12 protein-coding genes and 2 tRNA genes are annotated in these 15,468 nt (G+C 65.1%); 2 read left to right on the plus strand and 12 right to left on the minus strand.

Going from position 1 to position 15,468, the window contains the following annotated elements:
- Positions 1–231: 231 nt before the first annotated feature.
- The 4 genes from ASC89_RS08435 to ASC89_RS08450 all read right to left on the minus strand — a co-directional run bounded on the left by ASC89_RS08435 (position 232) and on the right by ASC89_RS08450 (position 3,270).
- Positions 232–816, minus strand: a complete 585-nt coding sequence (locus ASC89_RS08435) for an outer membrane protein (protein WP_162247919.1) — start codon at positions 814–816, stop codon at positions 232–234.
- A 299-nt stretch (positions 817–1,115) separates the two neighbouring features.
- Complete coding sequence (rpsU, locus tag ASC89_RS28110; protein WP_069911195.1) at positions 1,116–1,385, minus strand: 30S ribosomal protein S21; 270 nt, start codon at positions 1,383–1,385, stop codon at positions 1,116–1,118.
- Positions 1,386–1,650: 265 nt separating this feature from the next.
- Positions 1,651–1,727 (minus strand) — tRNA-Asp (locus ASC89_RS08445).
- A gap of 154 nt (positions 1,728–1,881) precedes the next feature.
- Complete coding sequence (locus ASC89_RS08450; protein WP_055996668.1) at positions 1,882–3,270, minus strand: FAD-binding oxidoreductase; 1,389 nt, start codon at positions 3,268–3,270, stop codon at positions 1,882–1,884.
- 181 nt (positions 3,271–3,451) lie between these two features.
- Between ASC89_RS08450 and ASC89_RS08455 the strand changes: the two genes are divergently transcribed.
- Positions 3,452–3,527, plus strand: a tRNA-Val gene (locus ASC89_RS08455).
- 120 nt (positions 3,528–3,647) lie between these two features.
- On the opposite strand, the gene ASC89_RS08460 is transcribed toward ASC89_RS08455, so the two are convergent.
- From ASC89_RS08460 to ASC89_RS08485, 6 genes are all read right to left on the minus strand, one after another.
- Positions 3,648–3,923, minus strand: coding sequence for an HU family DNA-binding protein (locus ASC89_RS08460; protein WP_055881846.1), 276 nt, complete (start codon positions 3,921–3,923; stop codon positions 3,648–3,650).
- A 155-nt stretch (positions 3,924–4,078) separates the two neighbouring features.
- Entirely contained in the window at positions 4,079–5,278 is a 1,200-nt protein-coding gene (gene tet / locus ASC89_RS08465; RefSeq protein ID WP_055881849.1) for a Tet(A)/Tet(B)/Tet(C) family tetracycline efflux MFS transporter, read from the minus strand.
- A 210-nt stretch (positions 5,279–5,488) separates the two neighbouring features.
- Positions 5,489–6,391: an aspartyl protease family protein gene (locus tag ASC89_RS08470; protein WP_055996671.1), complete on the minus strand. Its 903-nt coding sequence runs from the start codon at positions 6,389–6,391 to the stop codon at positions 5,489–5,491.
- A gap of 188 nt (positions 6,392–6,579) precedes the next feature.
- Positions 6,580–7,557, minus strand: coding sequence for an SH3 domain-containing protein (locus tag ASC89_RS28115; RefSeq protein WP_082533242.1), 978 nt, complete (start codon positions 7,555–7,557; stop codon positions 6,580–6,582).
- A 149-nt stretch (positions 7,558–7,706) separates the two neighbouring features.
- Positions 7,707–10,148, minus strand: a complete 2,442-nt coding sequence (gene lon / locus ASC89_RS08480) for an endopeptidase La (protein ID WP_055881854.1) — start codon at positions 10,146–10,148, stop codon at positions 7,707–7,709.
- A 200-nt stretch (positions 10,149–10,348) separates the two neighbouring features.
- Positions 10,349–11,503: a citrate synthase gene (locus tag ASC89_RS08485; protein WP_055996674.1), complete on the minus strand. Its 1,155-nt coding sequence runs from the start codon at positions 11,501–11,503 to the stop codon at positions 10,349–10,351.
- A 73-nt stretch (positions 11,504–11,576) separates the two neighbouring features.
- Between ASC89_RS08485 and ASC89_RS08490 the strand changes: the two genes are divergently transcribed.
- Positions 11,577–12,662, plus strand: a complete 1,086-nt coding sequence (locus ASC89_RS08490; RefSeq protein WP_055996677.1) for a citrate synthase — start codon at positions 11,577–11,579, stop codon at positions 12,660–12,662.
- 189 nt (positions 12,663–12,851) lie between these two features.
- Here ASC89_RS08490 and cysK read toward each other — a convergent pair whose 3' ends face one another.
- Together cysK and ASC89_RS08500 are read right to left on the minus strand one after the other, a co-directional pair.
- Positions 12,852–13,907: a cysteine synthase A gene (gene cysK, locus ASC89_RS08495; RefSeq protein WP_055996680.1), complete on the minus strand. Its 1,056-nt coding sequence runs from the start codon at positions 13,905–13,907 to the stop codon at positions 12,852–12,854.
- A gap of 240 nt (positions 13,908–14,147) precedes the next feature.
- The gene (locus ASC89_RS08500) at positions 14,148–15,329 is read right to left on the minus strand and encodes an IS481 family transposase (protein WP_055883281.1); all 1,182 of its coding nucleotides are present in this window, start codon (positions 15,327–15,329) and stop codon (positions 14,148–14,150) included.
- Positions 15,330–15,468: the final 139 nt, after the last annotated feature.

Consider the following 15,468-nt stretch of genomic DNA (forward strand, 5'->3'; position numbering starts at 1 on the left):
ATTTTGGGCCCCTCAGACGACGCGACTTCGTGTGGCACGGGCTTAGCCCACGCCTTGCAGCGATTCAAGAAAAACTAATGTTGATCATTACGCTCAACTTAGTACGGAAAACTGGCTGAGACGCCCTGCCCGCAACGGTCTTCCGGCTATTGGTGCCGCGTGAGTGTTCCACTCATGGTTGAGGCCCCGCAAACGCAATGCTGCGCCCGGCTATGTGACCCTCGGATTCGCCTAGAAGTGGAACCGCGCGCCGAGGCTGAACTGGTCCTTGGGGTTGCCGCCCTCGAGGTCGAAGCCACGCAGGTATTCGGCATTCAACGAGATGTCGTCGGTGACGGCATACTCGAGGCCGCCGCCGGCAAGGAAGTCGCGCTCGCCGGTCCCGCTGAGTTCCATGCCATAGCCGGCCGAGGCATAGGCCAACAGGTCATCGGTCACCAGCACCCCGCCGCGACCGGTCACCTGGCCATAGGCCGTATCGATTGTGTCGCCGGTCAGCCCGTGCAGGGCCACCTCGCCACCAATGAGGAAGAAGTCGAGTTGCGCGTTTACGCCGGCAGCGATTCCCGCGCCAACCTCGGTGCCGCGAGCCGGGCTGGACTGCACCACGCCGTAGACCCCGGCGTAAAAGCCGCTCCAGTTGAATCCCGTGGCGACCGGTACCGCGACATCGCTCGAGCCCACTGGCACGGTGATCAGATCAGAAGCCGTCGCAGCGCCTGCCATGGCGGCCAGCAACGTTCCTGCAAACACCAGTCGCAATGGCACCAGCATGGCCGGTTTCTCCTGGATCGCCTCCAACAGTTCTAAATGCACGACACACATCCGCGGTTCCGTCAGGATTCGCGGAGACGTACATCTGAAATGTGGTGTGGCGGCGGCCATTGCAAGGACAGCCGCCCCCAAACCGTAACGAGCCGGCTACACGAGATCGTTCGGTGCACCTGGCTGGTTTTCTGGTTGGCAGGGGCATCAGACGCGCCCTCTTCGAGCATCGCCAACAATGACCGGCTTTGAGCTTCACGGTGGGGCTTTCGCCCGCAACCTTGCCTAACAGCGGGCATGAAAAAACCCGCCGATGTGGCGGGTTCGCTCTACTCGTCGATGCGCAGCGGCTAGCCGCCTCGAAGCGCCGAAGGCGCCTGGGCTCGCTGGAATGCCGGTTTCTTCACCGGGGCAGCGATCAGGCCTTCACGAATGGCGGTCTTGCGAGCGGCCTTGCGGCCCCGACGTACTGCCTCGGCGGCTTCACGAACCCGCTTTTCCGACGGCTTCTCGTAATAGCTGCGGAGTTTCATCTCCCGGAAGACACCCTCACGCTGCAAGCGCTTCTTGAGTACCTTGAGAGCCTGATCGACGTTATTGTCGCGAACGAGAACCTGCAAACATTGTCCTAACGTGGGGTGGCGGCTTCATGATTGAAGCCACTTCGAACGCCAATGCGTTCGCCGCGCTAATAGCATGCGTCAGCCTGAACATCACCCTCTGAGTTGGATGCGGCACTGAAGCGATCGCCGTCGACGCCTCGGCCAGCGTTCAGTCAGAACAAAACGGCATAGAAAGTGGGAACATGTCGGCGGGGGAAGTGAGAGCATCGCTCGAAGGCGATCAGCGCCACCCAAAGTTCATCACTGATGTGAAGGAAAAGGGTGGCGCGAGAGACGGGGCTCGAACCCGCGACCTCCGGCGTGACAGGCCGGCGCTCTAACCAACTGAGCTACTCCCGCAGCGCTTGCGAACAAGTCGTCCGCGCAACGTGGCGTCCGTTTAGAGGGCGTGCCGGAGAGTGTCAAGCGCCGAAACCGCGTCGCCGGCATACTTTCTTCCGGCTTTTCCACGTCTGCTTGCAAATGCCTTTGCGGACTGGCGTTTTCCGCCCGTTTACGCCCCGGCAGCGGCCGGCCGGATGTTGTGGTTGTGCCGGAACACGTTGTCGGGGTCCCACTTGGCCTTGAGCTCGCGCAACCGCGCGAGCTTTTTCTCGCCGAACGCCGCGTCGACGCGCTCCTGCCCCTCGTTGCCGATGTAATTGAGATAGACCCGCCCGGTCGACCACGGCTTCAGCACAGAGGCGATCTGTTTGACCCGCGCCGTGTTGGCGGCGTTGTCGGCGGGATTCGTCCAGCCGCAGATATAGTGCACGTTCCATGGCGCGGTGCGCATGCCGAAGGCCGTGGCCTCCTCATCGACGCGCGACGGGGCGCCGCCGCCGGGAACGAGGATGATCGCAGACTGCGGAGAAAGCGGCGTCAGGGCCAGTTTGGCGTAGGCGTCGATCGCTTCCTCCGGCAGCTCGTTGAGGAAATCCGCGGTCCAGTAGTTCTGCGCCCCGGGAAAGTTGCCGCCCATCTTCTGGAACTCGGTATAGGGCATCGGCTGCACCAGGTCGGCCGCCGGCGGCCCGAAGGCCCGGAACGGCGCCAGCACCCTGATTCCCTCCTCCACGTCGCCGGCATAGATCAGCTGCACGACGACGATCGGCTTGCCGCGCGCCGGCTCGGGAACGAACGGCGCATCCGGCGCGGTGGTGAAAACCATGCCGATGCCCACCTCGTCGGGCGCTGCCCGCATGAAATCGCGCATGTGGCGCAGTACCGCCGCCGCCATCGGAGCGGGGTAGAGCAGCACGCCGGCGAGGACGATCGGGCCCAGCCGGTGCAGCCGGAAATGAAAGGCAGTGACGATACCGAAATTGCCGCCGCCGCCGCGCAGGCCCCAGAACAGATCCGGGTTCTCGGTTTCGGACGCAATGACCTTGCGGCCGTCGGCGGTAACCAATTCGGCCGAGATCAGGTTGTCGCAGACATAGCCGAACTTGCGTTCGAGCCAGCCACTGCCGCTGCCCAGCGACAGCCCGGCCACCCCGGTCGTTGGGTTACGGCCACCGGTGAGCGCCAGGCCGTGCCGCGCCGTCGCCGCGTCGAATTCGCCCCAGTTGAGGCCGGCCTCGGCCCGGCAGGTCTGGCCCGCCGGATCGATGCGGATATCCTTCATGCCGCGCAGGTCGATGCAGACGCCATCGTCGCAGACGGCCGAGCCGGTGACCGCGTGGCCACCGCCGAACACCGAAACCGGCAATCCCTCGCGACGCGCCAGGGCGAGCGCCAGCACCACATCGTCGGCGCTGTTGCAGCGCGCGATCAGCGCCGGCCGGCGATCGATCATGCCGTTATAGACGCGGCGCGCCTCGTCGTAACCGGCATGGTGTGGGTGGATCAGAGTGCCCGCGAAACCGGGCAGATCAAAGCGGCCTACCTCGGCAATCGACATCGAGCCCTCCCCGGCCTCAGTCCGACGAACCGTCAGCGTAGCGGCACTACTCTATAGGGGGAATTTGCCGGGGCACAGCGAGATTCAGCGGCACGGGTTGACGGCCTGCGGCCGAGACCCTAGTTAGTGCGCCTTCGTCGCTCCCCTGCGTCGCCAATAGGCGACCCCAGGAGTAGCTGACGGGCGGTTAGCTCAGTTGGTAGAGCATCTCGTTTACACCGAGAGGGTCGGCGGTTCGAGACCGTCACCGCCCACCATTTCTCCAAAGCCCACGCGCCTGCTGTCATCGCGGCGAGACCGGGCCCCCTGCCCCCAAAAACAAATGGCCCCGGCGACGAGCGCACGGGGCCATGTGGTCTGTCGACCGGAACGCGATCTTAGTTGATCGCGTCCTTGAGGCCCTTGCCGGGCTTGAACTTGGCCTGGTTAGAAGCCGGGATCTTGATCTCCGCGCCCGTTGCCGGGTTGCGGCCGATCGAGGCCTTGCGCTTGGAAACGGCGAACGTACCAAAGCCGACGAGACGGACTTCTTCGCCCTTCTTCAGCGACGCGGTGACGGCGTCGAACACAGCATCGACAGCCAGTGCAGCGTCGGCCTTGGTCAGGCCCGCCTTGTCGGCGACGACGCCGATCAGATCGTTCTTGTTAGACATAGCGTTTCCTCACTGTGGGATGCCCGCCCTGTGGAGGCGAACCAAAACGCCGTGACCCTTCTTCGATTCTGCTCGGAACGCAAGGAAATCCGGGCTTTTCCGCAGGCGAGGCACAGCAATTCTGTTAATGAAGCGTCAATTCTGGCTCAACTTTGTCAGCCGTCGGGCGTCACTGTGGCAACGCGCGTCCGGCGGATGCCCAAAAGCAGCGGCAACGCCAGCAAATACACGGCTCCCCCGACGATCCAGATCAGCCCCGGCCAGGTCGGTTTGAGGGCAAAATACACCGCCGAGAAGAAGATCGGACCGAACACCGCCGAGAGGCTGACAAGGCTCGCCAGCACGCCCTGGAGCTTGCCCTGATTGTCGCCATCAACCTGCTGCGTGGTGAGCGACTGCAGCGCCGGCATGCCGATGCCGCCGAGCGCGAACAGCGGCGCCAGCGCGAACAGGATCCAGCCCTGCGCCGCAAAGCCCAGGATCAACAGCGCCGTCAGCTCGCACGCCATCCCCAGGACCATGGCCCAGCGCTCGCCCAGCCGCGCCGCCGCAGGGCCGGTCAGCAGCGCCTGTGCTCCGGCATGGAACAGCCCGAACGCGCCGAGCGACAGCCCGATCATCAGCCCGTTCCACTGGAACATGTCCTGGCCGAACAGCGCCCAGATCGTGCCGTACATGGTGCCGACGAAGTTCATGATGACGAAGATCGCCATCAGCGGCAGCAGCGCGGTGAAGCTGAAAGCCCAGCCGAGCGGCCGGAACGGGTTGAGCGTCGCGAAATCGAACTTGGCGCTGGCATCGCCCGGCCGTGATTCCGGCAGGACGAACAGCGCCAGCGCGAAGTTGACCGCGTTGAGCCCGGCCGCCACCAGGAACGGCGCCCGCACCCAGATGTCGCCCAGGATGCCGCCGATCACCGGCCCGATGATGAAGCCGATGCCGAACATGGCGTGGAAATAGCCGAAGCGCTTGGCGCGCTCCTCCTCGGCCGAGATGTCGGTGATGTAGGCGGTGGCGACCGCCATGTTGGCGCTGGTGATGCCGGCGATGGCGCGGCCCAGCACCAGCATCCAGAGCTCGGGCGCGAACGCCATCACGAGATAGTCGATCGCCGCGCCGGCCAGCGACACCAGCAGTACCGGGCGACGGCCATAACGGTCGCTGAGCACCCCCAGCACCGGCGAGAACAGGAATTGCATCGCCGAATAGAGCGCCAGCATGATGCCGATGATCATCGTCACTTCGCCGGTATGGGTGACGTCCTCGAGCAGGCGCGGCAGAATCGGGAAAATCAGCCCGATGCCGACCGCATCGAGCGTCACCGCGGCCAGAATGATGATCAGTGCCTTGTTCAATTCAGGGCCCTCCAGCCGGCTGACACGCGGGGCGTGTTCTATATTCGTTCTCGTTTGGCGGTGCAAACGAAATGCCAGTAGCGCTTTCAGGAAAAGTTGCAGACCTTCCGTTTCGAAAGCGCGAAAGACCCCTACGTGGTGATCACGCGGGCGTTACACCAGAGCGAGAGTGCGTGAATGACAGGAGGCAAACTGGCGAGGGACGAACAGCTAGTCGGCTGCTCCGTGTGCATCGATCACCCAGCTGCGGCCGTTGCTCGGATCGAACGCCAGCGTCATCTGCAGCAGCACGGGCAGGCCAATCAGCGGCCGCCCGGCCTTGAAGAACCGGACCACCGGGTTGTTCAGGGTGACCGGTCCGATCTTGATGTCGCCAGTGACCTGCCCCTCGTAGACCGGCTGACTGCCGGACGCCGAAACCACCTTGCCGATCTCCTTCAGCGTGCCGCCGACGCCGAGCTCGTCGGCCAGATCCAGCGGCAGCACGAGCGTCGAATCATTACCGCTGTCCAGTATCGCGTCGACCGTTCCGCTCGGCAGCACGATGGGTATGGACGGCAAACCAGCAGCGCCGTCGCCGAGATACGGCATGCCGGGGCCCTGCATCGACGCGATTGCAGTTCCCGGCAGGATGCGCAATTCGGCGTTCCGCAAATCCAGCAGCACCAGCTTTCCGGGAAAGCTGTTGGGCCCGAAGATGCCGACCTCGTCGGTGCTGCGGTAATCGAAGACATTGGCCGGTGCGTCGGCAATCGGCGCGCCGCCAAGCCGCACGCCGACCAGGTGCGTCTGGTAGCCCGGCACGGGAATGCCGGTGTTGCCGTCTATCGACGTCGATGGACCGATGTGCGGCAGCTCGAACGGCTCTGCGTAGACCGTGTCCAGGATGTTGTCATTGGTCCCCGTATCGAAGACCACCGGCGCCGGCGGATGATATCCGATCCGCATCATCACCAGCGGACGCTTGGAGGACAGATAGACCGGAATAACCGCTTCCGCTTGGAGCGGCCTCCGGGCGAGCGCATCGCCCGCCCAGGCGGCGCAGAGCGCCAGACCTCCAACGATCGCTCCCGCGGCGACCAGGCAAGTCAGCGATCGTCTGGTGAAGGTCATCTGGCCGGTGTCCTCGGTTAGCGCTGCCTGCCCAATCGGCGCAGCGAGGCAAAGCAGATATCGGTTGCCGGATGATTGCGAAGCGCCCCGGGAGGCCGGCCGCCGGAAATATGGTGGGAGCCTTGAGCTGGGTATGGAAACGGCGCCCCAGAGGGCGCCGCTTGTTGTTCCCGCGCCAGGCCCGGCGGTCAGTTCACGGCGATGAAGGTGCCATCCGCCTTGAAATAGCAGTTGAAGAACGTCGTACCACCCGAGCCGTCGAACCAGCCCTGCGAGACGTAGAGCTTGCCGCTCTTGAACGCGGCGTTGGTGGTGATGTCCTGCGGGCGCACCCCGAACTGCGCCGAGGCTTCGCCCGTGCAGTAGCGCGGCATCATCGCCACCGGCACGCCGTCATCGGAGCTGACCGGCGGCTGGCCGGCCGGCGGTGGGGTCACCGGGCGCGACGGGCTCGGGGCGCGGGTCGACTCGTGCAGGTACTTGCCCGAGACCCAGCCATTGAGACCGGTCTGATCTTCGACGCGGCACCAGCGGGTAGAGCCGTTCATCTTGCAGCCGAGGTTGCGGATCACGTCGCCCTCGTCGAGCACACCCAGCACCGACGCCCCGGAGGCGGCCGAGGCGCGCACATTCAGCGTGTCACCGCGCGCGAGGCCATGCACCTGCCAGAAGTCCGGGCCGCCGGCGAGGCCATCGACAAAGTCGGGAGCAGGCTTGCTGGGCGCCGACTTGCTCGGCGCCTGCGCGGCCGCCTTGCCCTCGACGGCGATGCTGAGCTCGTAATTCGCTGTCTCGCCCCGGCGCGCCGCATTGCGCATCAGGTAGACGTCGATCTTGTAGTCACCGCTCGACGGGATGACGAACGAAGTGCTGTTGCCCGAGGTCGAGCCAATGAACAGCGCCGCGGACGCGCCGGGCGCCGTGATGTTGAAATAGTTGCTGGTATTGTCGGTATCTAGCTCGACGCTCATCCGCTGCCCGGCACTCACACCCACAATGTAGCTCACGCCCTCGTAGCCGGTGATGCTGTCATCGATCGACGTGCTGCTCGCGCCGCGTTTGAACTTTACCGTTTCCGTCCGCGTATCCAAGGCGAATGACAGTCCCGCCAGCGAGACGACGGCTGCCAATAACGTCGCTATCCCCAAAACCCACTTGCTTCGCATTCGCTTCTCCAGCGCTGTCCAACCGGAGCTAGTCGGACGTCCGTGAAGATTTCGTGGCAAACTACCTGGACCTCGCCCTAACTCTGCGGCGCACAAACGAAAACGGCGCCCGAGGGCGCCGTTTCCAACTTCATCGATCAAAGACCGGCTCAGTGCGGCAGGCTCGCGCCGCTCTCGTCGCCGTCGACCGAGCTCTCGACTACCGGCACCGCGGCCGGCTTGTCGTCGTCATACTTCCACTCGATCGGCTCGGGCTGCCGGATCAAGGCGCGGCTCAGCACTTCGTCCATCCGGCTCACCGGGATGATCTCCATGCCCTCGGTCACGTTCTTCGGGATCTCCTTGAGATCCCTGGTGTTCTCCTCGGGGATGAGGACGGTCTTGATGCCCGAGCGGAGCGCTGCAAGGAGCTTTTCCTTGAGCCCGCCAATGGGCAGGACACGGCCCCGTAGAGTCACTTCGCCGGTCATGGCGATGTCATGCCGCACCGGAATGCCGGTCATCAGCGAGACGATCGTCGTGGCCATGCCGATGCCGGCCGACGGGCCATCCTTCGGCGTCGCGCCTTCCGGCAGGTGCAGGTGGATGTCGCGCGTGTCGAACAGCGGCGGCTTGATGCCGAGCTCGGCGGCCCGCGAACGCACGTAACCGGACGCGGCAGTGATGGATTCCTTCATCACTTCCTTGAGGTTGCCGGTCACCGTCATGCGGCCCTTGCCATGCGTCATAATGCCTTCGATCGTCAGAATCTCGCCACCGACCGAAGTCCAGGCAAGCCCCGTCACCACGCCGACCTGCGGCTCGGCGTCGATCTTGTCGTTCCGGAAGAACGCCGGCCCGAGATATTCCTCGAGCAGCTCCGGGGTGACGACGACCTTGGTCGACTTCTTGACCAGAATGTCGCGCACGGCCTTGCGCATCAGCTTCGAGAGCTCACGCTTCAGGTTACGCACGCCGGCTTCCCGGGTGTAGTTGCGGACCACAGCCATCAGCTGGTCATCGTCGATGACGAACTCCTTGGGCTGCAGGCCGTTCTCCTTCAGCGTCTCCGGGATCAGGTGACGCCGCGCGATCTCGAACTTCTCCTCTTCGGTGTAGCCCGACAGGCGAATGATCTCCATGCGGTCCATCAGCGGGCCGGGGATGTTGAGCGTGTTCGAGGTGGTGACGAACATCACGTCCGAGAGGTCGAAGTCGACCTCGAGGTAGTGGTCGGCGAACGTGTTGTTCTGCTCCGGATCGAGCACTTCGAGCAGCGCCGACGACGGGTCGCCACGGAAGTCCTGGCCCATCTTGTCGATCTCGTCGAGCAGGAACAGCGGATTGTTCTTGCCCGCCTTCTTGAGCGACTGGATCACCTTGCCTGGCATGGAGCCGATATAGGTCCGGCGGTGGCCGCGGATCTCGGCCTCGTCACGGACGCCACCGAGCGCCATGCGCACGAACTCACGGCCGGTCGCCTTGGCGATCGACTTGCCCAGCGAGGTCTTGCCGACGCCCGGAGGGCCGACGAGGCAGAGGATCGGGCCCTTGAGCTTGCCGGTGCGCGACTGCACCGCGAGGTACTCGAGGATACGCTCCTTGACCTTCTCGAGGCCATAGTGATCCTCGTCCAGCACCTGCTCGGCGTAGACCAGGTCGCGCTTGACCTTGCTCTTCTTGCCCCACGGCAGCGTCAGCAGCCAGTCGAGATAGTTGCGCACGACCGTCGCTTCGGCCGACATCGGGCTCATGGTCTTGAGCTTCTTCAGCTCGCCATCGGCCTTGATCCGGGCTTCCTTCGACAGTTTGGTCTTCTTGATCTTCTCTTCGAGCTCGGTCAGCTCGTTCGAGCCTTCCTCGCCATCACCCAGCTCGCGCTGGATCGCCTTCATCTGCTCGTTGAGATAGTACTCGCGCTGCGTCTTCTCCATCTGCCGCTTGACGCGGGAACGGATGCGCTTTTCGACCTGCAGAACGCCGATCTCGCCTTCCATCAGGCCGAGAATCTTCTGCAACCGCTCGGCCACCGAAACGGTGCCCAGCAGCTCTTCCTTCTGCTCGATCTTGATCACCAGGTGGCTGGCGATGGTGTCGGCGAGCTTACTATGATTGGTGATCTGGCTGACGGCGTTGACCACCTCGGCCGAGATCTTCTTGTTGAGCTTGACGTAGTTCTCGAACTCGGACTGGGCGGAACGCGCCAGCGCTTCGAGTTCGGTCTCGTCTTCCTCCGGTTCCGGCAGCGTCGTCGCTTCGGCTTCGAAGTAGTCGACGGTCTGCAGGTACTGATCGATCTTCGCGCGGCGCAAGCCCTCGACCAGCACCTTGACGGTGCCGTCGGGCAGCTTCAGCAGCTGCAGCACCGAGGCGATGGTGCCGGTGGCATAAATCTCATCAGGCGACGGATCGTCATCCTGGGCATTCTTCTGGGTGACGACGAGAATGTGCTTGTCGTCGCGCATCACTTCTTCGAGCGCCTTCACCGACTTTTCGCGGCCGACGAACAGCGGCACGATCATGCCCGGAAAGACAACGATATCGCGTAGCGGCAGCACGGGGTAAACCCGATCGCGATCGAATCCGGCGCCGCCTTGGGTAACGTCCGACATATTTGGTCCTTTCCTGGGCGCAGGGCTCGTTTCGGGAGGATGGGCGAGCCCGCGCCCGTCTAGCAATCGGGCCGGTCCCCACGATGGGCGGCGAGCCTGATTCTGCTGATTAAATAGGGCGCCCGCGGCAAAGGGCAAGTCAACCTACCCGTAATGACGGGTATGCCCGCAATGCGGCACTACTGTGTGCTGCGGCTGCATCAGCCCGAGGCGCCGACGGGCGGCCCCACATAGCGGGCGCGCGGGCGGATCAGCTGGCCGCTCGCCACCTGTTCGAGCATGTGCGCCAGCCACCCCACAGTGCGGGCCAAGGCAAAGATAGTAGCCGGCGCGTGCGGCGGCAAGTCATGGGCGGCGCTCAGCGCGGCCAGCGCAAAATCCACATTGGGCCGATCGCCCAGCAGCTCCTCGGCGACCCGCGCAAGCCTGCGGAACGCCGCGGGCACCTCGATCGCCGCCAGCAGCGCTTCGGCGCGGATGTCACCCCGCGGATAAAGCCGATGCGCGAACCCGGGGATCACCCGCCCTTCCCCCAGCCACTCGCGCAAACCGTCGCCCGGTCGGTCGGCATGCGGGCCGATATCGAGCGCCAGCGCCAGCACCGCCGCTGCGGCTGTGCCGTGGCGCGGACCGGTGAAGGTGGCGAGCCCGGCCAGCGCGCCGGCCCACAGCGAGGCCCCCGTAGAAACCGCGACCCGCGCGGCGAAGGTCGAAGCGTTGAGTTCGTGATCAGCCAGGAGCACCATCGCGCGCCGGAGCACATCGGCTGCGCCGGGGCGTCCCAGACTATCAGCCAGGCGAACGTGCAACGAACCGGCGCCGGCCCCCAGCATCGCGTCCGCGACGCACCCGAGCACGCTCGCCGCCTCGCCGCGCAACTGCCATGGCCCCAGGCCCGAGCTCGGAGCGCCCCCGGCAGCACGCTCCGCCAGCGCCGCGAAAGCCGCAGCCATCGGTGGCGCGGTGACGGGCCCCCGCCCGCTTGCCGGCAAACTCCATGTCCCGTCCCACAACAGCGTAGCCACGTCCTCGAGCGTCGCCGTGGTCGCCAGTTCGATCGCGTCCACGCCACGATAGTAGAGCCGCCCGCTGCTCACGGTGGAGATGGCCGACGGCAGCACCGGATCGCCCCAGCTGATCGCCTCCGAGGCCACCGCAGCAGAACTCCGCCGGCCGCGAGCCCGGGCGGCCAGCCGGTCCACGTCTTCCTCGCGATAGAGGCTCCGCCGCGTATCCGCCGGATCAGGCTTTGCCCGGATGCGGCCCCGGCTGACGCTCGCATAGAGCGACTGCGGCTTGGAGCCGAGCCGTGTCAGAGCTTCCGCTGCGCTGAGCCACATGTTGACCTCGAACATTGATCAATATGATCAAGATTGACGTCAATGTTAGCGCGCCTACCTTCCGTTGCAAACAGCCAAGGAGGCTCAGATGAGCAATGGACTCGAAGACGTCGTCGCCGCACAAACCATCCTCTCGGATGTGGATGGGCTGGCGGGTCGGCTGATCATCCGTGGCCAGCCGCTCGACGCGCTGACCGGACACGTAAGCTACGAGCAGGTGCTGGCGCTGCTCTGGGATGGCTTCTTTGTCGACGTGCCGCGCGATCTGGCCACGCCGCTGGCGGACGCCAGGGCTGCCGTGTACGGCACCGTCGAGCGCGAACAGTCGCTGTTGGCCGAACTGCCGGTCTACGATGGTGTCCGGGCGCTGATGGCGCGGCTTCCGGACGGCACGGATCTCGAAACGGCGCTACTGCTGACCGCGGCTCCTGCGGTCGCCTTGCCGGCAGCGATCCGGCTGCAGGCGGGCAAGAGCCCGCGCGCTCCGCAGCCCGGCCTCGGGCACGCCGCCGATATGCTGAGCATGCTCGGCGACAGGCCGGCCGATCCAGCTGCCGCAGCGGCACTCGACAGCTATCTCGTCACCGTGGTCGACCACGGGCTCAACGCCTCGACCTTCGCGGCTCGCGTGGTGGCCTCGACCCTCGCCGGTCTCAACTCATCGGCGCTGGCGGCTTTGGGTGCGCTGAAGGGTCCGCGGCACGGCGGCGCGCTCGGCCCCGTCCTCGATATGCTCGACGCCATCGGCACCGCCGACAAGGCCGCGGCCTGGATCGAGAACGAGCTGGCGAATGGCCGGCGCCTGATGGGCTTCGGTCACCGCATCTACCGGGTGCGCGACCCCCGCGCCGATGTGCTGAAGGCGGCGCTGGAACGGCTGACCCGGTCCGGCGCAGTCGATACCGCCCGCGTCGAACTGGCCCAGCACGTCGAGGCGGTGGCGCTGGCGGCGCTCAAACGCCACAAGCCCGACCGGGTGCTCGCCACCAATGTCGAGTTCTACCCTGCGCTGCTGCTCGAAACGCTGGGCTTTCCCCGCTCGGCCTTCACCGCGATCTTTGCGGCCAGCCGCATCGGCGGCTGGATCGCCCATGCCAGGGAAGAAGCGGCGAACGGCCGGCTGATCCGGCCGAAATCGCTCTATGTGGGGCCGGTGCCGAGGGTGGCGGCGTAGTCCGTCGCTTCTTGACGCCGGTGTGAGTTGACCCCACCCCTGCCCCCTCCCCCTCTAGGGGACGCGGTAGCGCCCCGGAAAGGGGAGGGAGACCAAAACACAGGCTTCTCGGTAAACGTCTCCCTCCCCTTGTTTAGGGGGAGGGATCAAGGGTGGGGGTCAGCCACACCAGGGTCGGCTGTGCTTGTGCTAAGCCGCTACCTTCGGCGGCAGGTGCTGCCCCGGGGTCGACACCGAGATGGCTTCCTCTTCCGGCGTCATATCGGCCGGCACGTCCGCGAATAGCGGGGTCGAGAGGTAGCGCTCGCCGGTATCGGGCAGCATCGCCAGAATGGTCGAGCCGTCGGGAGCCGTCTCGGCCACCTTCAGCGCCGCCGCGAAGGTGGCGCCGGCGGTGATGCCGACGAAGATGCCTTCCTTCTGCGCCAGCTGCATCGACTGCTTCATCGCATCGGGGCCGGCGATGGTCAGCACCTGGTCGATCAACTTCTCGGTGACCGCCTCATTGGTGATCCACGGGATGAAGTCCGGGCTCCAGCCCTGGAACGGATGCGGCTTCCACGCCGAATGGCTGCCGGTCGCGGCATGGTCGGCGCGACGCTCCTGGCCTTCACCGCTGGTCAGCATCGGCGCGCCCTCGGGCTCGGCAACGATGATCTTGGTGTTCGGCATCTTGTCGCGGAGCACCCGGCCGACGCCGGTGAGCGTGCCGCCAGTGCCAAAGCCGGTGACCCAGTAGTCGAGCTTCTCGTCGGCGAAATCGCGCACGATCTCCTGTGCGGTGGTCCGCGAGTGCATGTCGGGGTTGGCTTCATTCTCGAACTGGCGGGTCTGGAACCAGCCATTCGCCTCGGCCAGGGCCTCCGCCTTGCGGATCATGCCGTTGGCCCGCTCGGCCGCCGGAGTCAGCACCACCTTGGCGCCGAGGAACCGCATCAGCTTACGCCGTTCGACCGAAAAGCTCTCGGCCATGGTGACGACCAGCGGATAGCCCTTGGCCGCGCAAACCATCGCCAGCCCGATGCCGGTATTGCCTGAGGTGGCCTCGATCACCGTCTGGCCCGGTTTCAGCGCGCCGGACTTCTCAGCCGCCTCGATCACACCGAGCGCCAGGCGGTCTTTCACCGACCCAAGCGGGTTGAACGCCTCGACCTTGACGTACAGCTTGACGTTTTTCGGGCCCAGTTTGTTGATCCGGACAACCGGCGTGTTGCCGATGGTCCCCAGAATATCCTTGAATTTCATGGTTCTTCCTCTTGGTGCCCCACTCAACCAAGAGACTACGCTTCAGCCTCGGGAGCGACAAGTGAACCTATGGTACGGAATTCAGCAGCCGACCGCCGCGAGGGGCGCTGGCGCTGGGCACCCCTCCCCCTTGAGGGTGTTCAGACCGGAGACAAGGTGGACGGGTGTTCGGAGACATGGTGGACAGTTTGGGCTGTGTTGTCTCGCAGGTCGATCTGAGCGATGCGATGGCGTCGTTGTTCAGACCGGAGACAAGGTGGACGGGTGTTCGGAGACATGGTGGACAGTTTGGGCTGTGTTGTCTCGCAGGTCGATCTGAGCGATGCGATGGCGTCGATAGCAGATGTCGAAGAGGCCGTCGGTGTCGGTGGCACGTAGGGCGAGGGCACGTCCGGCGAAGGCGGTTGGGGCTTTGAGGATGCGTCCCCTGAAGCTGAAGCGGCCGTTCTGGTCGAGCTTGCGGACGTGGTCTTGCGACTCGTACTGGGGTGGCGTGATGGCCTCGGGCATCGACCTGGAGCTCATGGTGTAGCGCGCTGCCGGCGTGTCGAGCCTGAGCGCCTCGTGCGGCCGTTTGGTGTTGTAGACCGAGCGCCAGGCATCGAAGGCGGCCTGCGCCTCGTCGATGCTCTTGAGGTTATGAGCATCGAGCACCTCGGCCTTGAGGGTGCGGTGGAAGCGCTCCTCCTTGCCCTGGGTCTGGGGATGATAGGGCCGGCCGTGTACCAGGCCAATGCCTAGGTCCATCAGCCACACGCCCAGCCGGGTATACTGACCCTGGCCGGCTGTGCCCCAGGGCGGGCCGTTGTCGGCCAACATCCGCCAGGGCAGGCCATAGTGCTGGAACACCGCTGTGAGCCGGGTCTTGACCGTCTCTGCCGTCTCATCGGTGCATGCCTCCAGCTCGAGCGCATAGCGCGAGTGGTCGTCCAGCACCGTCAGCGGATGGCAGCGGCCTGTCTCCAACTCGACCCAGCCCTTGAAGTCCATCTGCCATAGATCATTGGGGGAGGCATGCTCGAAGCGCGTGAAGGCTCGCCGCTCTCCCGCTCCCGGCCCGTCCAGTTCCCCATGCCGGCGCAGGATCGCGGTGATCGTCGAGGCCGCCGGTACCGGCGCTACCCCATCGTTCTCCAGCACCCGGCGGATCTTGCGGCCACCCCATGCCCGGTGCTCGCTGCGCACCTGCAGCACCTTGTCCTCTAGCTCAGTGGACGTACGAGACGGACTGCTCAACGGCCGGCGTGAGCGATCCACCAAGCCGGCCATACCCGCTACACCATACACCGCCAGCCACTTGTAGCCGGTCGTCGGACTAACCCCGAACCGTCGGCACAACTCCCGCACGTTCGCACCCGACCCACTCGCCAGACGACAGAACTCTTCCCGTTCGGACTGCACTGAACGATCCGAAAATGGCATGCCGGCCTCCCCGCCCTTCATGCCAAATCCGTCCACCATGTCTCCGAACACCCGTCCACCATCTCCCCGGTCTATACAGAGGGGAGGGGCTGGGGGTGGGGGTGGTGAGGCGGGCACGGTGCCGACTTCACCACCCCCC

Origin of the sequence: Devosia sp. Root413D1 (assembly GCF_001425235.1) — a bacterium.
Lineage (GTDB): Bacteria > Pseudomonadota > Alphaproteobacteria > Rhizobiales > Devosiaceae > Devosia_A.